At 64.7% G+C, this 22,164-nt stretch carries 23 protein-coding genes; 17 read left to right on the top strand and 6 right to left on the bottom strand.

What is annotated here, in order from left to right; genetic code table 11:
* The first annotated feature begins 52 nt into the window (after nucleotides 1–52).
* Together CXZ10_RS15335 and CXZ10_RS15330 are read left to right on the top strand one after the other, a co-directional pair.
* Nucleotides 53–790, top strand: a complete 738-nt coding sequence (locus CXZ10_RS15335) for a DUF6683 family protein (protein ID WP_101290229.1) — start codon at nucleotides 53–55, stop codon at nucleotides 788–790.
* Nucleotides 791–800: 10 nt separating this feature from the next.
* Nucleotides 801–1,226 carry a hypothetical protein gene (locus CXZ10_RS15330; RefSeq protein ID WP_101290228.1) on the top strand — a complete coding sequence of 142 codons (426 nt, stop codon included), beginning with the start codon at nucleotides 801–803 and terminating at the stop codon, nucleotides 1,224–1,226.
* Nucleotides 1,227–1,264: 38 nt separating this feature from the next.
* Here the strand turns inward: CXZ10_RS15330 and CXZ10_RS15325 are convergent, their stop codons facing one another.
* A complete protein-coding gene (locus CXZ10_RS15325) occupies nucleotides 1,265–2,539 on the bottom strand; it encodes a DUF892 family protein (protein ID WP_101290227.1) in 1,275 nt (424 codons plus the stop codon).
* A 150-nt stretch (nucleotides 2,540–2,689) separates the two neighbouring features.
* Between CXZ10_RS15325 and CXZ10_RS15320 the strand changes: the two genes are divergently transcribed.
* Nucleotides 2,690–3,559 (top strand): alpha/beta fold hydrolase, encoded by an 870-nt coding sequence (locus CXZ10_RS15320; RefSeq protein ID WP_101290226.1) that lies wholly within the window; start codon nucleotides 2,690–2,692, stop codon nucleotides 3,557–3,559.
* Nucleotides 3,560–3,770: 211 nt separating this feature from the next.
* Here CXZ10_RS15320 and CXZ10_RS15315 read toward each other — a convergent pair whose 3' ends face one another.
* The gene (locus CXZ10_RS15315) at nucleotides 3,771–4,574 is read right to left on the bottom strand and encodes a glycoside hydrolase family 25 protein (RefSeq protein WP_101290225.1); all 804 of its coding nucleotides are present in this window, start codon (nucleotides 4,572–4,574) and stop codon (nucleotides 3,771–3,773) included.
* A gap of 199 nt (nucleotides 4,575–4,773) precedes the next feature.
* On the opposite strand from CXZ10_RS15315, the gene CXZ10_RS15310 reads away from it, so the two are divergent.
* Together CXZ10_RS15310 and CXZ10_RS15305 are read left to right on the top strand one after the other, a co-directional pair.
* Nucleotides 4,774–5,037 carry a hypothetical protein gene (locus CXZ10_RS15310; protein ID WP_101290224.1) on the top strand — a complete coding sequence of 88 codons (264 nt, stop codon included), beginning with the start codon at nucleotides 4,774–4,776 and terminating at the stop codon, nucleotides 5,035–5,037.
* Nucleotides 5,038–5,161: 124 nt separating this feature from the next.
* Nucleotides 5,162–5,716, top strand: a complete 555-nt coding sequence (locus CXZ10_RS15305; RefSeq protein WP_101290223.1) for a nucleotidyl transferase AbiEii/AbiGii toxin family protein — start codon at nucleotides 5,162–5,164, stop codon at nucleotides 5,714–5,716.
* Between the two features lie 153 nt (nucleotides 5,717–5,869).
* Here CXZ10_RS15305 and CXZ10_RS15300 read toward each other — a convergent pair whose 3' ends face one another.
* From CXZ10_RS15300 to CXZ10_RS15290, 3 genes are all read right to left on the bottom strand, one after another.
* Nucleotides 5,870–6,028, bottom strand: a complete 159-nt coding sequence (locus tag CXZ10_RS15300) for a DUF3563 domain-containing protein (RefSeq protein ID WP_101290222.1) — start codon at nucleotides 6,026–6,028, stop codon at nucleotides 5,870–5,872.
* Between the two features lie 161 nt (nucleotides 6,029–6,189).
* On the bottom strand, nucleotides 6,190–6,540 hold the full coding sequence (locus CXZ10_RS15295) for a nuclear transport factor 2 family protein (RefSeq protein WP_101290221.1): 351 nt from the start codon (nucleotides 6,538–6,540) through the stop codon (nucleotides 6,190–6,192).
* Nucleotides 6,541–6,655: 115 nt separating this feature from the next.
* Nucleotides 6,656–7,543 (bottom strand): AraC family transcriptional regulator, encoded by an 888-nt coding sequence (locus tag CXZ10_RS15290; protein WP_101290220.1) that lies wholly within the window; start codon nucleotides 7,541–7,543, stop codon nucleotides 6,656–6,658.
* Here CXZ10_RS15290 and CXZ10_RS15285 point away from each other — a divergent pair.
* The 8 genes from CXZ10_RS15285 (at nucleotide 7,542) to CXZ10_RS15250 (ending at nucleotide 16,457) form a co-directional block, all read left to right on the top strand.
* Nucleotides 7,542–7,949 (top strand): DUF2000 family protein, encoded by a 408-nt coding sequence (locus tag CXZ10_RS15285; RefSeq protein WP_101290219.1) that lies wholly within the window; start codon nucleotides 7,542–7,544, stop codon nucleotides 7,947–7,949. The two genes, CXZ10_RS15290 and CXZ10_RS15285, sit on opposite strands and share 2 nt — an antisense overlap.
* Before the next feature lie 232 nt (nucleotides 7,950–8,181).
* Nucleotides 8,182–9,573, top strand: coding sequence for a J domain-containing protein (locus CXZ10_RS15280; RefSeq protein ID WP_101290218.1), 1,392 nt, complete (start codon nucleotides 8,182–8,184; stop codon nucleotides 9,571–9,573).
* A 148-nt stretch (nucleotides 9,574–9,721) separates the two neighbouring features.
* On the top strand, nucleotides 9,722–10,138 hold the full coding sequence (locus tag CXZ10_RS15275) for an MbcA/ParS/Xre antitoxin family protein (RefSeq protein ID WP_101290217.1): 417 nt from the start codon (nucleotides 9,722–9,724) through the stop codon (nucleotides 10,136–10,138).
* Nucleotides 10,132–10,845, top strand: coding sequence for an RES family NAD+ phosphorylase (locus CXZ10_RS15270; protein ID WP_101290216.1), 714 nt, complete (start codon nucleotides 10,132–10,134; stop codon nucleotides 10,843–10,845). Before CXZ10_RS15275 ends, CXZ10_RS15270 begins: the two co-directional genes overlap by 7 nt.
* Nucleotides 10,846–10,947: 102 nt before the next feature.
* Nucleotides 10,948–12,243 carry a S1C family serine protease gene (locus CXZ10_RS15265; RefSeq protein WP_101290215.1) on the top strand — a complete coding sequence of 432 codons (1,296 nt, stop codon included), beginning with the start codon at nucleotides 10,948–10,950 and terminating at the stop codon, nucleotides 12,241–12,243.
* A gap of 188 nt (nucleotides 12,244–12,431) precedes the next feature.
* The gene (locus tag CXZ10_RS15260) at nucleotides 12,432–13,757 is read left to right on the top strand and encodes a S1C family serine protease (RefSeq protein WP_101290214.1); all 1,326 of its coding nucleotides are present in this window, start codon (nucleotides 12,432–12,434) and stop codon (nucleotides 13,755–13,757) included.
* 41 nt (nucleotides 13,758–13,798) lie between these two features.
* Nucleotides 13,799–15,094 carry a S1C family serine protease gene (locus CXZ10_RS15255; RefSeq protein ID WP_180336018.1) on the top strand — a complete coding sequence of 432 codons (1,296 nt, stop codon included), beginning with the start codon at nucleotides 13,799–13,801 and terminating at the stop codon, nucleotides 15,092–15,094.
* A 199-nt stretch (nucleotides 15,095–15,293) separates the two neighbouring features.
* Complete coding sequence (locus CXZ10_RS15250) at nucleotides 15,294–16,457, top strand: S1C family serine protease (protein WP_180336017.1); 1,164 nt, start codon at nucleotides 15,294–15,296, stop codon at nucleotides 16,455–16,457.
* A gap of 88 nt (nucleotides 16,458–16,545) precedes the next feature.
* Here the strand turns inward: CXZ10_RS15250 and CXZ10_RS15245 are convergent, their stop codons facing one another.
* A complete protein-coding gene (locus CXZ10_RS15245; protein ID WP_101290211.1) occupies nucleotides 16,546–17,436 on the bottom strand; it encodes an AraC family transcriptional regulator in 891 nt (296 codons plus the stop codon).
* Nucleotides 17,437–17,649: 213 nt separating this feature from the next.
* Between CXZ10_RS15245 and CXZ10_RS15240 the strand changes: the two genes are divergently transcribed.
* The 4 genes from CXZ10_RS15240 (at nucleotide 17,650) to CXZ10_RS15225 (ending at nucleotide 22,163) form a co-directional block, all read left to right on the top strand.
* Nucleotides 17,650–18,402, top strand: coding sequence for an SDR family oxidoreductase (locus CXZ10_RS15240; protein ID WP_101290210.1), 753 nt, complete (start codon nucleotides 17,650–17,652; stop codon nucleotides 18,400–18,402).
* 851 nt (nucleotides 18,403–19,253) lie between these two features.
* Nucleotides 19,254–20,456 (top strand): acyltransferase family protein, encoded by a 1,203-nt coding sequence (locus CXZ10_RS15235; protein ID WP_180336016.1) that lies wholly within the window; start codon nucleotides 19,254–19,256, stop codon nucleotides 20,454–20,456.
* 45 nt (nucleotides 20,457–20,501) lie between these two features.
* Nucleotides 20,502–21,323 (top strand): class I SAM-dependent methyltransferase, encoded by an 822-nt coding sequence (locus CXZ10_RS15230; protein WP_101290208.1) that lies wholly within the window; start codon nucleotides 20,502–20,504, stop codon nucleotides 21,321–21,323.
* Nucleotides 21,324–21,326: 3 nt separating this feature from the next.
* Nucleotides 21,327–22,163, top strand: coding sequence for a DUF3626 domain-containing protein (locus CXZ10_RS15225; RefSeq protein ID WP_101290207.1), 837 nt, complete (start codon nucleotides 21,327–21,329; stop codon nucleotides 22,161–22,163).
* Nucleotide 22,164: the final 1 nt, after the last annotated feature.

The following is a 22,164-nucleotide window of genomic DNA, read 5'->3' as shown; positions in this document are numbered from 1 at the left end:
CGCTTCGGGATGGCCGGTCCGCACGAGCCCATCTCTGGAACGGAAGCTGCCCATGACGCTCAGCCTTGCTCGCCACCTGGCTCCCGCCTTGCTGGCCCTTGCTCTCGCCGCGCCGGCCGTGGCCCAGGACATGCCGACCGTGATGCCCAACGACTATGTTCTCTCCGACATCCTGAACCGCCAGCGGGTGGACGCGGCGATCGGCTCGGGCGGTGGCGCGGCCCAGCCAGCCCGGCCCAAGGCGCGCCCGTCGGCGCCCGAGCCTGCCGCCACCACCTATCGCGCCTCGGCCGCGGTGAGCGCCCGCGTGCGGCGCGACTTCGCCGGCTGGATGGGCGAGGTGGCCGGCGCGGAGGGCGGCCGCCGCATCGCCGAGGTGCTCTCCCGGAGCGATCCGGTGAAAAGCTGGGCCGGCATCGTCGGTAGCGACGGGCTGCGGCCGGGCGACCTGGCCGATGCCATGGCCGGCTACTGGATCCTCAACTGGGTGATGGCCAACGGCGCCGACAGCAATCGCGAGGACGCGCAGGCGGTGCGCGAACAGGTGCGGCGGATGATCGCCGCCAGTCCCGGCTTCTCGCGGCTCGGCAACGCCGAGCGGCAGGAGATGGCGGAGGTGCTGATGCTGAACTTCCTCATCCAGCACGCCGCCTATACCGACGCCATGGCGCGCGGCGACCGCGACACCGCCGCCCGGCTGGGCGAGGCGGCCGTCGGCCGCTTTCAGACCGAGATGGGCGTCGACCTCCGGCGCCTCCACCTGACCAATGCCGGCTTCGTCCGGGGCTGAGGAGAGGCGCATGAGATACCGATGGCTCGCCGCCCTCATGGTGGCCCTCTCGGCTGCCGCCTGTTCGCCGGCCGAAGCGCCGCCGTCACCGCCCGCCAACGTCGAGGCGCTGCCCGGCGCCGGCGCCTATGACCAGCGGCTCGACGACGTGACCCAGGAGTTGCGCGACGCGCTGGAGGCGCGCTACGGACATCTGGAGGTCACGGCCTACAAGCTGCCGCCACCCACCGCCTGGCCGAGCCTCAGCACCTATTATCAGAGCGCGCTGTCGGCCTGGAGCGCCGAACCCGCCCTTCCCGAATCCATCCGAGCCGCCAAGGCGCGGGCCTGGGCGCACCGGGGCACGGTGTTCGCCGTCGCCCTGATCGACAAGCCGATCCCCGGCCATGAGGTGGACTACAAGCTGCTGGTCACCGTGACGAACCGGTCGCCGTGAGAGAGGCGCCGCCAGTGGCGGCGGCGCCCAAGCCTCTATCAGCGTACGGCCGGCGGCATGCCGGCGAGCGAGGTCAGCGGCTGCGACACCTGATTGAGCAGGTAGTCGGACTTCATCTCCTCGCCGAGCGACAGGGTGAGGAGCTGGGCGATCTCGTGCTCGTGCAGCTGGATGGCCATGTTGCGCGCCGAGGTGTAGGCGGCGATCTCATAGTGCTCCACCCGCTGCGCCACGGCGATCAGGGCGAGATCGGCGAAGGGCTCGGGGTTCTTGGCGCCCTTCTTGATGATCTCCTCGCCCTCCTCGACGAGGCCCTGCATGCCCTTGGAGGCCTTGCCGGTGGCCGAGCCGCCGAGCGCCTTCAGCGCCTCGGTAAGCCGGTCGACCTGCATGTTGGTTTCCTTGAGGTGGAACTCCAGAAGGTCCTTGAGCTGCTGGGTGTTGGCGGCCTCCACCATCTTGGGAAGCGCCTTGACCAGCTGCTTCTCGGCATCCAGCAGGTAGTGCAGATCCTGCACCAGCATCTCACGCAGCGACTCGGCGTCCTTGGTGTCGCTGGTGACGGCGGCGACGCCGCTGCTCTCAGGCGCCGCGCCATCGCCTTCGAGACCCATGAAGGCCTTGGCCTCGACCATCTCCCAGTTGTCGCCCTCGTTCCAGGGGCCGCGCGCGTCGACCTCGCCGAGCTGGCCCTCGCCGGTCGACTCGTTGAAATACTGGTTGACCAGCTTGGGCGTCGGGGCGATGCGGCCGATCATCAAGGGCGGCTTGCCCATGCTTTCCAGCGCCAGCGAGAAGGCCTTCATGTGGGTGATCTCGCGCGTCATCAGGAACTGCAGTGCGTCCTTGGTGCCGGGGTCGCGGCAGAAGTCGATCAGCCGCTCGTAGACGATCTTGGCGCGCGCCTCGGCCGCGATGTTGCTGCGGAGATCGACGTCGAGCTCGCCGGTGATCTTCAGGTAGTCGGCCGTCCAGGGATTGCCCATGGAGTTGAACAGGTTGACGCCGCCGCCGCCGGCGATGGCGATCAGCGGGTCGGCCTCGGCATCCTCGCGCACCGACTTCATCGGCTTCAGATGCATGCGGGCGAGCGTGCCGACGATCTCAAGATGGCTGAGCTCTTCCGTGCCGATGTCCATCAGGAGGTCCTTGCGGGCGGCATCCTCGCAATTGAGACCCTGGATGGAATATTGCATCGCGGCTGCAAGCTCGCCGTTGGCGCCGCCGAACTGCTCCAGCAGCATGTTGCCGAAACGGGGATCGGGCTCGTCGACCCGCACGGTGTACATCAGCTTCTTGACGTGGTGGTACATGAGAAACTCCCTGTGCGGCCTCGGAAACGACGCGCCGCGTACGGGCTACAATCGTGAGAAGTGGCGATTGTTCCGACAAAACCGACAGAGGAGATGGGGAACTCATGAGGGCCGTCGGCCGTTCGTTTCGTGAAGCGAAGGGAAACGGCGATGTTCGAGGGCTTTCACCTGGAGATGATCGAGCTGCCGGAGGTGACGCTCAGGGTGCGCCATGGCGGCTCCGGCCCGCCGCTGCTGCTTCTGCACGGCCACCCGCGCACGCACACCACCTGGTACAGGGTGGCGCCGCTCTTGGCCCGCCATTTCACGGTGGTCTGCCCCGACCTCCGGGGCTTCGGCCAGTCGTCGAGGCCGACCGACGCCAGCGATCACGAATGGTCGTCGAAGCGCGCCAAGGCGCGCGACTGCGTGGAGCTGATGAAGCGCCTCGGCTTCGGCGCCTTCCATATCGCCGGCCACGATCGCGGCTCATACACCGCCTTCCGCACCGCCATGGACCACCCGGCTCGGGTGATGAAGCTCGCGGTGCTCGACGGCGTGCCGATCCTCGACGCGCTGGCCCGCTGCGACGCGCGCTTTGCCGCCCGCTGGTGGCACTGGTTCTTCTTCGCCCAGCCCGACAAGCCGGAACGGGCCATCCTCGCCGACCCCGACGCCTGGTATGCCGGCACGCCCGAAGCGCTCGGCCGCGGCAACTACGAGGACTTCCGCGCCGCCATCCATGACCCCGACACCATCAGGGGCATGCTGGGCGACTATCGCGCCGGCCTCTACGTCGACCCGCTCGACGACCTCGACGACCAGGAGGCCGGCCACAAGCTGCGCTGCCCGGTGCATGTCGTGTGGTCGAGGAAGGACGATCTCGAAGAGCTCTACGGCGACCTCCTCGCCATCTGGCAGCCCTGGGCCAAGCTAGAGGTGACCGGCGCCGGCATCGACTGCGGCCACCACATGGCCGAGGAAGCGCCGGAGGAACTGGCAGCGGAACTGGAGGCCTTCTTCATGCGGGCGCCGGAGTAGGGTGCTCGTTTCCGTCTTAGTGCATCCGATGTTCACTGCGCCCTATATCGGCGTGCACTCCGTTCTGCCTGAGGTCCTGCGCCTGCGCGCAGGATGACAGACCTATATATTTGTTTTTATTATATAATACTGTCATCCTGCGCGCAGGCGCAGGACCTCAGGCAGGATGGAACGCAACGGAAGTATCGGGCTCCCAGTGCTTATCGGGCGCTCACCGCTCCGCCACCATCGCCGGCCTGACCACGCTCTCGGCGAGGAAGGTCTGGAACTGGGCTTCCGAGCCGTAGAAGACGTTGCGGTCGGCCTTGCCGTTGACGCCGGCCACCTGGCCGGTGGAGGTGTATTGCCAGAAGTGCCAGTGGCGATTGCCGTATTTCTCATGCGGCTTGGCGGCGGTGGAGCGCACCCACAGCGGATAGGTCTCGAAGGCACCGTCCATGCGGTCCTCATAGAAGTCGAGCGTGGTGTAGATCACCGGCCGCTTGCCGTAATAGGCCTCGACGGCGTCGAGGAAGGCCTGCATCTCCGCGTGAAGTTCGGCGGCCGGCGGGCGCTTGCGGCAGGTGGGCGAGGTGGGCGTCCACTCGATGTCCAGTACCGGCGGCAGGGCGCTGTCGTCGCGCGGCACGTTCCGGATGAACCAGGCCGCCTGCTCGATGCCGGGGCGGCAGTGGTACCAGAAGTGATAGGCGCCGCGCAGCACGCCAGCCTGCCGGGCGCCGGCGAAATTCTCGTGGAAGCGCTCGTCCAGCCGGTCGCCGCCCTCGGTGGCCTTGATGAAGGCGAAGCGGATGTCGTCGCCGGCCACCGCCTGCCAGTCCACCGCCTCCTGAAAGTAGGAGACGTCGATCCCCTCGATGGCGTCCTTCGACGGCTGGCGGATCTCGAAGGTGGCGCCCGGGCGCACGGCGGCGCGCACCGGCTCCTCGTCGAAGCTGACCGCCGAGCAGCCGGCCATCAGCGCCGACAGCGCGACTGCGGCCGCGCGGAACAGGAGGGAGCGGGAGATCGCCATCGACAGGACCCTTGAAACCGAACACGACGGCCGAACCGCCTCTCGGTGAGAGCATCCCAGCACATGGATAAGGATTTGTTAACCACGACGGAGGGGGGAAGCCAGCGGGAGGATTGGCCCGCGTTGCCGGTGTTGTTGTGACGACAAGACGCTTGTTCTATATTAGTTTTGCTAATATCGCACCGGCTGAGCGGCTGAGATGTCCACGGTGATTTCGCAAGTTCTGACAACCGTGAATGCGCCCTACAGCGTGAAGGTGTCGGCGCATGAACTTGCAGCCAAGTTGCAAGATCCAGCCAGCGCAGCCAGCTTTGACGCGTCCGCCTTTGCCTTCTTCTCGGAAGTCAGCCCGAAACTCCAGACCGAGTTTCTGGACGAGATGGGCGTCAGCAGGGCCGACGCCGTCGCGGTTGCGACCTTGTTCTCCGACGCGGCCGGCTACAAGCTGCCGCTGGCTGCCTGATCGTGAATGCGCTCGGCTCCAGCCAGTGGGGCGTTCTGTTCGACCTAACCATGGCAATCATTGATCAGGCCAATGGTCACGGGGTGTTCTGGGCAAATGGACGTTCGGTGGCGGCACAGCCCTGATGCTCCAGATCGGGCACAGGGAAAGCCATGACGTCGACGTGTTCCTAGATGACCCTCAGGTTCTGCCCTACCTCAATCCTCAGACGCAAAGTTACGAGCTGCAGACGAGTCCGTCCTCCTACGAGACGGATGGACCGCGCTCGCTGAAACTGTCCTTTGATGACATCGGAGAGGTCGACTTCATTTGCGCTGGGCAGTTGTCGGAGGCTCCTACGATGATGATGGCTGTGCGGGGACGCGAAGTGTCTGTCGAGACGCCCCTGGAGATCATCACAAAGAAACTGGTTTATCGCGGATCCCATATCCAACCTCGCGATATGTTCGACATCGCAGCGGTGGTTGCGCAGCGGGGCTCCGGTGATCTTGTCCATGGGCTGCGTCAACACGGGCGGGAGTGCGGTGTTGCTCTGCAAGCTATCGAGAGATTTGCTCCGGCGGCCGCAACGGCCGTAATGAGCAAGCTAATGATCCGGAGCGGTTTCGAGTCATTGCCGGAGACAGCTCAGGACACTGTCATCGGTTTACTTCGCGAGGTTGTGGCGAAGCCCGCCTGATCTCTGAAGCTTGCCTCCGAACCCCGATACGACAAAGCGCCCGAACCGGTCAGGTTTCGAGCGCTCGACGTCGTGTCAGTTTTGCGTGCCTAGGCTCTTGCTACGGCATCGGGTTTTCCGAAAACCGGTTCCCACTTTTCGGTCCGATGCCCCTCAGAGGCCGATGGTCCGCTGGAGAGTGCGGCTGTCGAGGTAGCGTTCGCGGGCCTCGAGGTCGTAGCGGTCGGTGGCTTGGTTGAGGTAGTCCATGTCGCGCTCGGCCTGGGTGGGGGCGCGGAAGAGCTGGGCGGTACGCTTGAGAGCGTTGAACATTTTGGTCTTTCCTTTCCTGACCGGCGTATTCCGGTCTCTTTCTCTCGTCTCTTTGACGCCCTCAATATAGGCGCGGAAAGACTTGCGGCCTAATCGCAAGTTCTGAAGGCTGCCTTCAGTTTTTCTATAGGTGAAACTCCGGAGGCAGCCTCGGCGGAGCCTCAGGCCTCCTCGATGTCGAAGCGGGCGACCTTGCCGCCTCTGAACTGGAAGACGTGGCCGACCACGGCGTCGGCCAAGAGAGTGCCCTTGAGGTCGTGGACGATCTGGCGGACGTCCACCCGGACGGTCTCGCCATCTCTCCGGTGAAAGCCGACGGGCTCGACGCGCGGGTCGATCACGCTCCACTGGTGCGTCCAGTAGGCGCGGATGGCCTCGGGGCCGTGGACGTGGCCGCCTTCCATGCCGTTGGCCCAGGCAACGTCGTCGGTCAGCGAGGCCAGAACGCCGTCGATGTCGCGGGCGTTGAAGCGATCGTAAAGTGCTTCCAGCAGCCTGATCTTGGTGTCCATGCTGTCTCCTCGGATGCCGTGATGCGGAGTGACTCCCCCCTGATGATACGCGCCCGGCGCCGGCGACTGACGCGTGGTTCCGAAGAACATGCGCGCCAAACCGGGCGGTGCCGCCTCACGCCACCCTCTGCATCGCCAACCAGCGGCCGGGCGTCATGCCGAAGGCGCTGCGGAAGTGGCGGGTGAAGTGGGCCTGATCGGCGAAGCCGGCGTCCAGCGCCGCGTCGGCAAGGCGGTTGCCCCTGGCGATCAGGCGCTTGGCGCGGTCGAGCCGGCGCATCACCATGAAGCGGTGCGGGCTGGTGCCGGTGAGACGGCGGAACTGGCGGGCCAGCTCGTAGCGGTCGAGGCCGGTGACCGCTTCCAGCGTTTCCGAGCTGACGGCCTCCACTGCGTGGGCTTCGAGATAGTCGCGGGCGCGGCGAACGGCGGCCTCGGCGGTGGCCGACGCTCTCGCCTGCCTGAGGCCGGCCTGCCGGACGAGGCCGGCGGCGACACGCATCAACACGTCGTCCATCTGGAGATCGCCCGGCTCACCATCCAAGTCGGCGAGGATATCGGCCAGCGCCTGCCAGAGACCGGGATCGGAAACGATGGGGTCGGCGACGAAGGGGAGTGTGCCGGGCGAAGCGCCGGTGGCGGCGATCATCTCCGGCGGCAGGTAGATCATGCGATAGATGAGGCCCGCCTCGTCGCCGGCCGCGCCGTCGTGCACTTCGTCGGGGTGCAGCACGATGACGTTGCCGGGTCGGCTGAAGCGCAGGGCGCCGCGATAGCGGAAGGTCTGCACGCCGTGGAGCGTCAGGCCAAGCGCATAGGTATCGTGGCGGTGCGGCGAGAAGCCGTTGCCGTGAAAGCGCGCCTCCAGCCGTTCGACGCCGCCATCGTCGATGGAGACCCGCAGACGATCGCTGAAGCGGCCGCACGAACGTTCAAGACCGGCGGCGCTCGTCGGCGATAAAGCCTCAGCTCTTTCGACCCCTCTCACGGAGTTTGCCGGCATGTTCGACACCAAGATCGTCCTCGTCGTCCGCGATGACCTTGCCACCTGGCAGAAGCTCAACGTCACCGCCTTCCTGACGAGCGGCATCGTCGCGCAAACGCCAACGATTATCGGTGAAGCCTACCGGGATGCGGCCGGCCATGTCTACAACCCGATGTCCATCCAGCCGATGGTGGTGCTGGTGGCCGACCAGGAAACGCTGCGGACCATCCACAAGCGGTCGCTGGAGCGCGGCGTCACGACATCGGCCTATGTCGAGGAGATGTTCTCGACCGGCCACGACGGCGCCAACCGCGAGGTGTTCGCCAAGTTCTCGCCGGAGGACGCGAAGCTGGTGGGGCTGGCGCTGCGGGCGGAGAAGAAGGTGGTCGACAAGATCACCAAGGGAGCGAAGATGCACCCGTGAGAAATTCTACTCCGGCGGCCGTCTAGCGCGACTTTCTGTGCTTCCGGTGCTCACGGGCGTTAAGCCCGCTCCGCTCCGGTTCTCGAAAGCCACGCCATCCGACTCCCCGGAGCGAATTTCTTCGCCGCTCGGAGCAGAAGGATTCTCGTCAATAAGTTGTAGACACGACTCGCCTAACTTCGGTTTGGCGCCCATATGGGGACGGCACCAACCGGCGAGTTCCGAGGCATAGATGGACCACAGCGACCCCCTCGGACTTTACCGTGCCCTGGGATTATCGCCAACCGCTACGGCGGAGGAGATCGCGGCGGCTTTCAGGCGGCGGTCGAAGGAAACACATCCCGATACGTCGGGTCGGGAATCGGCCGAGGAATTCGTGCAGGTTTCCGCTGCCTATGAGGTGCTGGGCGATCCGGCCCGCAGGGAAAAATACGATCGGTCTAACTGGGAGCCTTTCAAGCGCGACACGGAGGCCGAAAAGGAGCGCGCGCAGGATCGTGAGTTTCATGGCGACTGGGGCGAAATTCGCATAGATCCGATCTGCTGCGATTTTTGCGGTAGAGTAACGGCGCAGCCGAGATATCTGACGTTCTCCTATTTTGTAGGTCTGGTCGTCTGGGCGCATGCGAAGCGTGCAAGCGGTATTTTTTGCGTAAAGTGTGCTCGCCTGAAGGCGATTTTATACTCGCTTATTACGATGGTGACCGGGTGGTGGGTATTCCCGACGGGCCCATATTATACAGTATTGACGATATTACAGAATGGATTTGAGACGGAGCGTATGAAAGAGGAGGACTATAGGCTGATTCTCCATAATGTTGATGCGTTCCAATCCAGGGGAAATCTAAAATTAGCCTATTCTCTGGCCTGTATTGCGATTCAATCCCGGGACAATTCTGTTTCTCGACAAGCCAAGATGTTTGTGAGGCGAATAGACAGTTCTTACCCAGACTGTCGCTCACAAAAACTGGAGAATGCTTGGGGGAAGTCATTTCTTTGGGATCTCTCCCATGTGATTATCGCATTTGTATTGCCTGTGTCTCTGGTGGTGGGTGTTTTTCTCAGTCAAGCAGAATGGGCGGAGTTGCACCAGGAGGATTGGCTATATCCTCGGATAGTTCAGGCTGATCGGTTATCTCCGTCTTCAAATCAAACAGGTCCCGGGCTGTGCAAGCATCCACCTAGCAACGGACAAGCCCTCGGACCTCAGTCGCCGGTGCGCCTCGGTCATCATCTGGGTATCCAGAATCGGAGCGACTATGACTTGATAATCAAAATAAGGGCGGGGGGCATGTGGCGCGCAGAAAATGTGGTCGCGTCGTTCTTTGTTGCCAAAGGGCAGCAGGCTTTGAGTCCACCTCTTCCAAGGGGGAAGTATGTCGTTCAAATTGCCGCGGGTGAGCATTTCGGCGAAACTTGCGATAGGTTTTTGAATATATACGCAATCAACCAGCGTGTCGATTTAGTGGATATAAACCCTTATAATCTTCCGGATAACGGCGTGTTGTTTGGTGACCCTGTGCTAAATATATATGATGTACATCCTTATGAAGACAGACCATCGCGTGGAGACACGAAAATACATTATACTGTTATTTCATTTGAGAAGTTTAACGAGCCCTGAGGCGCGGTTGCGAGGCTTGGCTACGAACTCACGGTTTGGTTAGTCATCCGTCCGCGTCCCAACAACGCCAACGTGAATCCCAACTTGGCATATGTTCTTGCCATTTGGCGTGAAGCGCCTATATTCACGACAAATGACAGGACGGACCATGATGCTGCAGCCCATCGAAGCCACTCCGATCGAGCGTACCGAGGGCGCCGCCATCACCGACGCGGAGGCGGCGGCGCTGGCGCGGGCGACGGTCAACCTTTTCAAGGCGTGGAAGCTCAGCGATGCCGAGGCGACGACGCTGCTCGGCGGGTTGTCGACGCGCACCTGGGCGCGCTGGAAGGATGGCAGCATCGGGCGGATCGATCGCGACCTCCGCATGCGGATGGCGCACCTGATGGGCATCCACAAGGGGCTGCGCTACCTCTTCAAGGAGCCGGCGCGCGGCTATGAGTGGGTGAGGAAGCCCAACGACACCTTCGACGGTAAGTCGGCGCTCGACCTGATGCTGCGCGGCGAACTGTCGGACCTCGCGGACATGCGCGCCTATCTCGACGCCGAGCGGGGCGCGTGGTGACGGATGCCGCGGGTGTGGTTCGGCGACGTGTCGCGTGGCCGAGGACATATCGCATCATCCGCTCGATCCATCCGCCCATCGACCTGTTCGAGGATATCGCCGACCCGCATGACTGGGAGGCGCTCAGCGCCGTCGAGGCGAAGACCAACCCGCGTGTGCGCGGCCTGATCGGCGATCTTTCCAAGGTGCCGAAGCACCGCCGCGTCGGCGGCCCCAACGCCAGCTATCTGATGGCGCCCTTCGTCCACGCATCGCCGCTCCGGCCCGGCCGCTTCACCGACGGCAGCTATGGCCTCTACTATGCCGGCGACAGCGAGGACGTGGCGATCGCCGAGACCATCTACCATCACCAGCGCTTCATGACGGCGACGAAGGAAGCACCGGGCTGGACCTCGGATTTCCGCGTGCTGGTGGGGTCGGTGGATGCCGAGCTCGATGACGTCAGCGCCGTGCCGGGCGCGCTCGACCCCGACGATTACAGCGCATCGCAAGCCCTGGGGCGCGAGCTGCGTGCCGCCGGCAGCGACGGTGTGGTCTATCCGAGCGTGCGCCGGGCCGGCGGCTGGTGCATCGGCATCTTCTGGCCCAACGTGATCCCCATCCCTGTCCAGGGCGCCCACTATTGCTACCACTGGAACGGAATGCGCGTGGACTTCGTCAAGCGCTACGACGGCGGCGAGACGAATACGGTGTTCGAGGTCGTTTGAGACTGCGACACCGCCGGAATTTCTGGTGACCGGGCGGGCCTCCCCTTGTGCCCCGGCGGCAGTTCCTGTTGAAATCGCGAACCGCCATTATTCGGGTGCGCCATGGCCGTGTGTTCCCTGCCAGTGTTCTGCCGTTCCGCCTGCCTTCTTGTTCTCCTCACCGGGCCGGCCTCGGCCTTCGGCGAGGATTATTACACCAGCGACAAGGTCTATGACGACGGCGGCAAGTGGACGGTCTCGGTCAACACCACCCGAAAATCCTGCCTGATGCACATGGTCTACGAGGACGACACCGTCATCGAGGTCGGCGGCGACCACAGCGACGGCGCGTTCACGCATTTCTTCATGTTCGGCAACACCTCCTGGACCTACCGGAGCGGCCGGGATTACGACGTCGTCACCGAATATGACGGCAAGAACACGTGGACGGGCGACGGCGTAGGCGTCAAGGTCAACGACTACAAGGGCGTCGCCATCGAGGGGGTGAAGGCGGAGGCGGTCGAGGAGTTCGCCGGCGGCAGCACGCTCAACCTCACGATCGGCGACCACGATTACGGCAAGTACAATCTCGCCGGCACGCGGCGGGGGCTCGCCAAGATGCGCGAGTGCATCAAGGCCGTCGAAGACGGCTCCATCTCGCTCGAGGAGATCGATCGGCAATACCAGGCCGACGCCGGTCCCGAGCCGAAAGACGACGAGACGAAGCCGGACGCCCGGCCGGGCGGCGGCGAGAACAGCGAGGACACCGATCCCACCTATTCCTCCGGCACCGCCTTCTTCGTCAACGACGACGGCTATCTCCTGACCAACGCCCATGTGGTGGAGGGCTGCGGCGACGCCGAGGTGCGGCGCGACGGCGGCATGCTGGAGCCGGCCACCATTGTGGCGCGCGACGAGACGGGCGACCTCGCCCTCCTGAAGATCGCCAAGGACAACCCGGCCTTCGGCCGGTTCCGCGGCACGCCGCCGATCCGCCTCGGCGACACCGTCGTGGTGTTCGGCTACCCCCTCACCGACTATCTCTCCAAGACCGGCAACCTTGCCACCGGCCTCGTGGCGTCGCTGGCCGGCGCCGGCGACGACGAGACGCAGATGCAGATCTCGGCGCCGGTCCAGAGCGGCAACAGCGGCGGCGCGGTGGTCGATCAGTCGGGCCGCGTCGTCGGCGTGGTCGTCGCCAAGTCGAACATCCAGAGCTACGAGTCTGGCGACGAGGACGACATCGAGGTGATCCAGAACGTCAACTTCGCCATCAAGGCCGGCGTGGCGCGCGATTTCCTCGACGAACACAAGGTCCGCTACGAAGTGGAGCCGCCGGGCGAGGAGATGAAGACGCCCGACGTCGCCGAGATCGCCCGCAAGTTCAGCGCCCAGGTGATCTGCGAGGTGAAGGAGTAGGGCAGCGACGCATCGCGCCATCTTCGCGTTGAGACGGTCCGGAGCGATCGGCCGACATCGGCCGGAAAGAGGCGCATCGCCGGCGCTTTCGGCGCAGCCGGAATTTCCGGTGGGATAGGCGGAAGTCCTCTTGTTCGGGGGGACCTGTTCCTGTTGAAATCGGCCCGTCTGCAATTCCCGGATGCGCCATGTCGTCGGTGTCTGTCTTGAGCGGCCATCTCTGGCTCGTCGCGTTCCTGTCCGTGCTGTCCGGCCCGGCCGAAGCGTTGGATCAGGATTACTTCCTCATCGACGACGTCTATGCCGACGAGGAGAAATGGACCGTCGGCGTCAATCTCGCTCGTCAATCCTGCATCATGGACATGGAGTTCGTGGGCAACACGGAGCTTCAGGTGGGCAAGGATGCCAGCCACGGCGAGAGCGAATACTACATGATGTTCGCAAACCCCGGCTGGAGCTACGAGGAAGGCACTGATTACAGCGTCACCGTCAAATACGACCGGGTCAGCACTTGGGAGGGAGACGCCGTCGGCATGAAGCTGCACGCCTATCGGGGCGTGTCGCTGGAGGGCATCAAGAAGGACGTCATCGACGAGTTCGGCTCGCGGGGCAGCCTGTTCCTCAGGATCGGCAAGACCAACCATGGCACCTTCAACCTGTCAACGACCGGCAAGGGCGTGGCCGCGCTGGAGGAATGCGCCAGGGCGGTTGCCGACGGCAGCATATCGCTCGACGCGATCGCCGGCCGGATTGCCGAGAATGGCGGCAGCGGAACGCCCGCGCCCGAGCAGGACGACCGGGCCGCGACGCCACCAGTGGATGACGGCAGCCGAAAGAAAGATGGCGAGAGCGAGCGGGACGAGGGGGGAGGCTATGTCACCGGCACCGGTTTCTTCGTCAACGGCGACGGCTACCTTCTCACCAACGCCCATGTGGTGGAGCGCTGCGAGGACGCCATGGTGCGGCATGGCGTTTCCGGCGTGATGCCGGCCGCCATCGTGGCGCGCGAGCGGACCAACGACCTCGCCATCCTCAAGGTTGATGCGACGGCCGTCGCCTTCGGGAAATTCCGCGGTTCGCCGCAGATCCGCCTCGGCGACTCCGTCGTTGTGTTCGGCTATCCGCTGGCCGGATTGCTGTCGAGCACCGGCAATCTTTCCATGGGGCTGGTGTCGGCGCTGACCGGCACGGGCGACGACGTGAGCAAGTTGCAGATCTCGGCGCCGGTGCAGAGCGGCAACAGCGGCGGCGCGGTGGTCGATCAGTCGGGGCACGTGGTGGGCATCGTCGTTGCCAAGTCCAACTATCAGGACCGCGGCACCGCCGAGAAGCCGGACATCGAGGTGATCCAGAACGCCAACTTCGCCATCAAGGCGGGCATGGCCCAATTCTTCCTCGACGCCAATCAGGTGCCGTATGAGGTGGAGCCGCCGGGCGACGACCTCAGGACGCCGGACGTGGCGGACATCGCCCGGAGTTTCACCGTGCAGGTGATCTGCGAGATCAGGCAATAACGGCTGGACCTGAGTGTCCGGCGTGGATGGGACGGGATCTCATGGCTGTTCTCGGTCGCTTCACCTGGCTACTGGCGGTTCTCGCGACCCTGTCCGTACCTGCCGCCGCCTATGACAGGAGCTATTACACCACCGACCAGCCCTATTCCCTCACCGCGACGTGGATGGTCGCCGTCAATCTCGCCCGGAAATCATGTTTCCTCGGCATCAACTACGCGAACGGCGTGAATATCGAGATCGGCCTCGACCAGAGCAGGGCCGAGCCCACCTATTTCATGATGTTCGGCAGCAAGTCCTGGAATTACGAGGAAGGCCAGACCTACGGCGTGACACTCAAATACGACGGGGCCAGCACCTGGACCGGCAAGGGCTTCGGCATCGGGGTGAACGCCATCCGCGGCGTTGCGCTGGAAGGGCTGGAAAAGGCTGCGATCGACGAGATGGCGGCGGGAAAGCGCTTCAGTCTCAAGATCGGCAGGCGCGACTATGGCAGATACCCGCTGACCGGAACCCGCCATGCCCTGGCAAAGATGGACGAGTGCATCGCCGCGATCGCCGACGGCCGCATATCGCTCGCGGAGATCGCCAGGGAGTATGAGGAGGATCGCGTCAGCCCGCCGCCCAACGGGAACTTCGGCGCCAAGAAGGACGAGACGCCCGATGATCCGCACGGCGGGACGCCGGACAAGGCAGACAAGGATGCGGTCCGGGCCTATGGCACCGGCTTCTTCGTAAATGGCGACGGCTATCTCCTGACCAACGCCCATGTGGTCGAGGGCTGCGAGGACGCCATGGTTCGGCAGGGCATCTCCGGCATTCAGCCGGCCACCATCGTGGCGCGCGAGCCGACCAACGACCTCGCCATCCTCAAGGTGAACAGGACAAGCCCGGTCTTCGGCAAGTTCAGGGGCGCGCCGCAAATCCGCCTGGGCGACCCGATCGTGGCCTTCGGCTACCCGCTCTCGGGCTACCTGTCGAGCACCGGCAACCTGTCCAAGGGGGTGGTGTCGGCCCTGGCCGGCGCTGGCGACGAAGCGAGCCGGTTGCAGATCTCGGCGCCGATTCAGAGTGGCAACAGCGGCGGCGCGGTGGTGGATCAGTCCGGGCACGTGGTGGGCGTGGTGGTTGCCAAGTCGAACGTGACGCCGCACGGAACCGGCGTCGAGGTGATCCAGAACGCCAACTTCGCCATCAAGTCCGGCATCGTGCAATTCTTCCTCGATGCCCATCAGGTTCGTTATGAGGTGGAGCCGCCGGGCGAGGAGATGAAGACGCCCGACGTGGCGAACATCGCCCGGAGTTTCACCGCGCAGGTGATCTGCGAGGTGAAGGGGTAACCGCTTCGTTGGCACGGCAGAGCTACATGGTGGGTTGACGATGGCTGTTCTCGGTAGGTCTGTTTGGCTTTGCGCCCTTTTGGCCGGGCTGTCCGCTGCGGCATCCGCCTCTGACGGCTCCTATTCCGCAATTGGCAAACCTGGTTCTTTTGCCGCGACGTGGGTCGTGGGCGTCAACCTCGACCGGAAGTCGTGCCTCGTGAAGACCGCCTATCCCGATGGGGTGAACCTTCTTATCGGTCTGGACGGGAGGCGGACGGAACGAGCCTATTACTTGATGTTCGGCAGCGAGGCCTGGGATTATGAGGTGGACAGAAACTATGGCGTCAACGTCACTTTCGACAGCGCCAGCACCTGGGACGGAATGGGCGTCGGCGTCAAGGTGAATGCCATCCAGGGTGTGGCGCTCGAAGGCCTCGAAAGGACGGCGATCGACGAACTGGCCCAGGGGAACAGCTTCGACCTGGAGATAGGCGGGCGCGCCTACGGCCGGTATCCGTTGACCAGAACGCGCCAAGCCCTGGCCGCGATGGACAAGTGCATCGCCAACATTGCCGAGGGCCGCATGTCGCTGGAGGCGATCGCCCGGGAGCATGGTGTGGACAGCGTCGGCCCGCCACCTGTCGAGGGCCTCAGTTCCGGCGGAGGGCAGGCGCCCGCCGCCCCAGGGGCGGACAGGGAGCCGGTCCAGGCGCTGGGCAAGTCGGACGTGGATGCAGCCTATTCCACCGGTAGCGGCTTCTTCGTCAATGGCGATGGTTATCTCCTGACCAACGCCCACGTGATCGACGGTTGCAAGGACGCCATCGTGCGGCAGAGCAATGCCGATGTTCAGCCGGCCACCATCGTGGCGCGCGGGCAGACCAACGATCTCGCCATTCTCAAGGTATCGAGCAAGAGCCCGGCTTTCGGCAAGTTCCGCGGCTCACCTCCGGTCCGCCTCGGCGATTCCGTCGTGGTGTTCGGTTATCCGCTGGCCGGTTTCCTATCGAGCACCGGCAACATTTCCGTGGGCTTCGTATCGGCCCTCGCCGGAGCCGGCGACGATATGAGCAAGTTGCAGATCTCGGCGCCGGTCCAGAGTGGCAACAGTGGCGGCGCGGTGGTCGATCTGTCGGGGCATGTGATCGGCATCGTCGTCTCCAAGTCGGACACGCAGGCGCGTGGCACCACCGGCAATGACGATATCGAGGTGATCCAGAACGTCAACTTCGCCATCAAGGCCGACTTGGCGCGGTTCTTCCTCGACGCCAACCAGATCCGCTACGACGTCGAAGCGTCGGGTGATGAGCTGAAGACGCCGGATGTGGCGGATATCGCTCGGAGTTTCAGCGTGCAGGTGGCGTGCCAAGCGAAGGAATAGATGGGAAGGGAACCCCGTATGGACCGTTCGTCTTGCTCGTCGGGCTGGAAAAGTGACTTTTCCCTATCGGCCCAGTCCCAAACCACCCTCACGCCGCCACTGCCCGCTCGCGCGAGGCCTTGAGGTCGCGGCCGGGCGGCTGGCCGAACAGGCGGGCGTATTCGCGGTTGAACTGCTGCACGCTCTCATAGCCCACCTCGTAGGCGGCGAGGCTGGCGCTCAGGCCTTCGGAGAGCATCAGCCGCCGGGCCTCGATGAGGCGCAGCTGCTTCTGGAACTGCAGCGGCGACAGCGAGGTGATCGCCTTGAAATGCTGGTGGAAGGCGGAGGGGCTGAGGCCGGCGATGTCGGCGAGCCGCTCCACGCGGATGGGGGCGGCGAACTCGGCGCGCAGCATGGCGACGGCGCGGGAGATGCGCTGGGCGTGGCTGTCCTTCACGCCGAGGCCGCGCATGGCGCTGCCGTGCCGGCCGGCCAGCAGCCAGTAATGCAGCTCGCGCAAGAGCTGGTTACCGAGGACGGGGAGGGCGGCGGGCCGGTCGAGAAGGCGCATCAGGCGGAGCGCCGCCTCGGCCACCTCGGCGTCGGTCGGCTCGACGCGGACGGCCGGGCCGGGCGGCGCGGGCACGGCGGCCATGTCCACGGCGAGCGCCTCGATGAGGCCGAGGTCGAGCTCCAGCACCAGCGAGATATAGGGCACGGCGGCGCTGGCGCGGGTGATCTGGCTGACGGTGGGCACGTCGGCCGAGATCAGGAGCGAGGCGCCGGCGCCGAAATCGAGGGTTTCCGGGCCGATGGTCACCCGCTTCTCGCCCTGCAGCACCAGCGCCACCAGGGGGCGGTTGATGGCATATTGCAGCGCGCTGGGCATGGTGGCGCGGACGACGGCAAGGCCCGGGATCGGCGTCGGCGCGACGCCCGAGGCATCGGCATGGACGGCGGCGTGGCGGCGTGCGGCGGAGAGCAGCGTTTCTGTCATATGCTGAGTTAGCCATACCTGTTTCGCGCGCGCAAGCGGGTGCGGAGGAATAGGCAAGGCTACGCGAGCTTCAGGCAAAGATAGGCGGCTCTGCTGCCGGTCGATGACAGCATTGGTGAAGGATCAGGCAAAAAGCGGCCAGCTTCAGGCAACCCAAAGGAGGCGTGCCGGGCGATGATCATCCCGTCAAATCAACCCCGAAGGAGACGGACCATGACCATCGCTCTCATCACCGGCGCCAACCGCGGCCTCGGCCGCAACGTCGCCACCAGCATCGCCCGCCGCGGCGGTGACGTGATCGTCACCTATCGCGCCAACAAGGCCGAGGCCGACGCCGTGGTGTTCGAAATCACCGCGCTCGGCCGCAAGGCGGTGGCGCTGAAGCTCGACGTCAGCGACATCCAGAGTTTTCAGGGCTTCGCCGACACGCTCCGGACGACGCTGAAGGAGATGTGGGGCCGTGACAGCTTCGACCACCTCATCCACAACGCCGGCCATGGCGAGATGGCGGCCTTCGCGGATACCACCGAAGCGCAGTTCGACGGCCTCTTCACCGTGCATGTGAAGGGGGTGTTCTTCCTGACGCAGGCGCTGCTGCCGCTGATCGCCGACGGCGGCCGCATCGTCACCTATTCCTCCGGCCTGACCCGCGTCTCCTATCCCGGCTTCTCGGCCTATTCGGCGGCCAAGGGGGCGATCGAGGTGCTGACGGTCTATCTCGCGAAGGAACTCGGCGCACGCGGCATCACCGCCAACTGCGTGGCGCCCGGCGCCATCGCCACCGACTTCCTGGGCGGCGCGGTGCGCGACACGCCGGAATATAACGAGGCCTTCGCCAACATGATCGCGCTCGGCCGCGTCGGCCTCCCCGACGACATCGGCCCGATGATCGCCAGCCTGCTTGGCGAGGACAATCGCTGGGTGACGGCGCAGCGCATCGAAGTGTCGGGCGGGCAGGTGATTTAAAGGCCCGGGCGGAAATTCTACTGGGGCGGGGCAACTCTGGCATCCGCTTTATCCGAAAAGTCTGCAACTTTTCGGGCGGATGCTTGGGCCTAGTCTTCTGCGCTTCCGGTGCTCAGGAAGTCCGCTCCGCTCCGGTTCTCGAAGCCGTCGCTCTCTGCCGCACCCCAGCGAATTCCCGCCCAGGCCTAGGCGCCCTTCAATTGCTCCGCCCAGGCGCCCTATATGAGCGGCACGCCCCTTCCTGCCTGAGGTCCCCGCCTGCGCGGGGATGACAGAATTATATAATAAGAACATGAGTATAGGTCTGTCATCCCCGCGCAGGCGGGGACCATCAGGCAGGATGGGGCGACAGGCTGCTATCGGGCTCCGATCAACGTTGCTGCCGATCAATAAACGCCTCAGGCTTCACTCGATCCGGGCGCGCAGGAAGTTGGCCTTGATGTCGATGGTCGGCGGCGGCCACCGTGGAGCTCACCGTCGTGCCCGGCACGACGCTCAGGCGGGTGTCGGGCATTGGGGCGTCGGAAGTCCCGGCGCGGCGTCCGTCTGCACCGAACCTGCATGCGCTGATACCAATACATGCGGTTCACCTATGAGTATTCCATGGGTCATGCCTCTATTGATGCGCGTCCGACTCCAGAAAATCATAACGAAAACATCTGATTGACTGATCCCGTAGCCAGTCATAGCGTCCGCCGGCAACCATGATTACGGAGCGCACGGCCTGCGCGCGCAAGAGGGCCGGGTCGGCGATCTCATTCATTCACGCGAAGAACTCGTTGGGACGGGCGCCGAGCGGCGGCCCCGCTCCTGGCCAAGTCGGCATGCGGCATCGCGATCGGGGGAGCGACATGGATGCGCAGGGAGCGGTCATGGAGAAGACAAGGCCAGGCCGTCTTGCCTATCTCGACAATCTCAGATGGTTCATCATCATCCTCGTGGTGCTGATGCACCTCAACGTCACCTATGGCGGCAACGGCCTCTGGTACTACAAGGAAGAGGCCGGCTACGGGCCGCTCTCCGGCCTGTTGTTCGGCCTCTATGGGTCGCTCACCCAGGCCTGGTTCATGGGCCTCCTGTTCTTCATCTCGGGCTATCTCGTGCCCGACTCCCTCGAACGGAAGGGCGTGCAGCCGTTCATCCGGGGGCGGCTCGTTCGCCTCGGCATTCCCATGCTGGCCTATGTGGCGGTCATTCATCCGCTGACCATCTGGATCGCCGGCTTCGCCGCGGGCGGCGAGCCGGACATGGCCGCATGGTATGGCCATTACGTCGTCTCGCTCGACTTCCTTTCCAGCCTCGGCCCGCTGTGGTTCCTGATGGTGCTGCTGATCCTGTCGGTGGCCTATGCCCTATGGTGGGCCTTCTTCGGCCAGCCGGCGCCACGGGCGCAGACGCCCGTCAAGGTGCGTCACCTCTGGTTGGCGGGTCTGGCCATGGTCATCGCCATTGCCGCCTTCCTGCTGCGCGTGGTGGAGCCGGCGGGCGCGCAGTTCATCAAGCCGTTGCCCGGCAACTTCATGCAGGTGGGCTTCTTCGCCTCCTACGTCGTGCTGTTCGTGGTCGGCATCCTGTGCCGCACGCACGACCTTCTCGACGGCATCGGCTACCGGTTCGGCATGCGCTGGTTCTGGTGGACGCTGATCCTCGGCATACCCATCTGGTTCCTCGGCATTCCGGCGAGCGCCATCGCCGCGGAGGCCCGGGGCGGCGTGCCCGACATCGGCGCCTTCTTCGGCGGTTTCCGCTGGCAGTCGGCCTTCTATGCGACATGGGAGGCGTTCTTCTGCGTCGGCATATCGCTGGGGTTGATCGTGCTGTTTCGCGAAAAGTTCAATGCTGAGGGCAGGCTGGCGCGTTTCCTGAGCCAGAACTACTTCGGCGTCTACGTCATCCATCCGCCGATCATCGTGGTCGGCGCCATCCTGGTGCGGGGCGTCGAGGCGCCGGCGCTGTTGAAGATGTATGTGATGGCGGTCCTCCTGGTGCCGCTCGCCTTTCTCGTCAGCCACGGCCTCAGGCAGGTGCCGGTCATCCGGCGCTATTTCTCGTGATGCGGCGCGTTCCGGGTTAAGCTACGGGCGAGCCGAGGGGAGATCATGGTCGACATCGAAAAGAGCTTCGGCCGGCAGGCCTTCGGGCTGAACCCGGCCGCCTATCATTCGGCACGGCCGGAGTATCCCGATTGGGTCTTTGACATGCTGGTCGGCCGCTGCGGCCTCAGGCCCGGCGCCAGCGTGTTCGAGATCGGTCCCGGCACCGGCACGGCGACGCGGCGGCTCCTGGCATTCGGCGCCGATCCGCTCGTCGCCATCGAACCGGACGGGCGGCTGGCCGATTTCCTGGAGGCGAGCAATGCCACCCCGGCGCTTCAGGTGCTGCGCACCTCGTTCGAGGAGGCGGCGCTCGATGAGGGCACTTTCGACCTCGGCATCTCCGCCACCGCCTTCCACTGGCTCGACGAGGAAGAGGCGCTGGACAAGGTGGCGCGGCTGCTCCGGCCCGGCGGCTGGTGGGCGGCCATCTGGCACGTCTTCGGCGACGACAGCCGCCCCGACCCGTTCCACGATGCGACGCAGAGCGTGCTCACCGCCTCCACCAGCCCCTCGGCCGGTCATCGCGGCATCCCCTTCGGCCTCGACGCCGAGGCGCGCACCGAGGCGCTGAAACGCACCGGCGCCTTCGACGTCGTGGAGCACAAGATCGTCCCCTGGCAACTGGTGCTCACCACTGAGGAGACCATGGGCCTCTACGCCACCTATTCCGACATCACCGCACGGGAGGACATGGAGGCGGTGCTTGAGGAGGTGGGGCGGATTGCAAGGGAGGAGTTCGGGGGACGGGTGGAGCGGAACATGACGACGAGCGTGTTTGTGGGGAGGAGGGCCGCTGACTCGACAACCGGTGCCGAGGGCTGGTGAGATATGTCTCGTTCCTCCATTGTCCTTGCGCTCGCCCACGTTCGTGAAAAGTCTCAAGGCGGATCGCTGCCTCGCGAAGTGCCCATCACCATCAACTTCCACCCCGATGCGCTCCACGAGGGTCGGTGGGTGATCGAGGCGCTGGCTCGGGAGGGCGTCTATCGCTCGCAGTTCGAGACGGGTGTCAGCAATGGCGGTTTGACGGCCTATCCCGGTGGTGACCGCTGGCTTTGGGAGAATGGCATCTTCGGAGGCGCCTATGACGAGGTCGATCCGGCGATGCGGCCGAAGTATGGGGCGCTCAACTACCTTCGGCGGGTGACGGGCGGATCGCCGCGCTTCGGCTCGGCACATCTTCGCCTGCGGCCGCATGTGCTTGACAGAACCACCTTCTGCTATCCCGACAGCTGCTACAGCCCCGCCCACTTCGGCGTGGCCGACCGCATGGGCCTCGTCGCGCTGGCCGAGCAGGAGAGGACCTCAAAGGATATGCTCGACGATTATGTCGAGGCGCATGTCCACGGGCTGCTTGTGCTGGGCGAGGATGTGGAGGCCGTGGTCCTCGATCCGAGCCATCGCGGCACGGAGATCGAGGCGATCACCGGTATGCTCGACTGTCCGGTGGAGTGGCACCCCGGCTTTCGTATGCCGGCGAGCCGGGTCGCCGATTGCGTCGCCTATCGCGGTCAGGAGATCGCCGATCTCGCGGCGTCGCTGGTGACGGACGGCTTCCTCACGCCGCGCGACATCGGCCTCGCCCGCCGGGACGGCCGCGCCGACTGGCAGTCGCTGAAGCGCGTCTGGCATTGCGTGGCGAGGTTCGGCGGTCCGGCAGAGTAGG

Origin of the sequence: Pleomorphomonas diazotrophica (genome assembly GCF_002844595.1) — a bacterium.
Classification (GTDB): Bacteria; Pseudomonadota; Alphaproteobacteria; order Rhizobiales; family Pleomorphomonadaceae; genus Pleomorphomonas; species Pleomorphomonas diazotrophica.
Note: the sequence above shows the minus strand (reverse complement) of the source record. Positions and strands in the feature narration are given on the sequence as shown.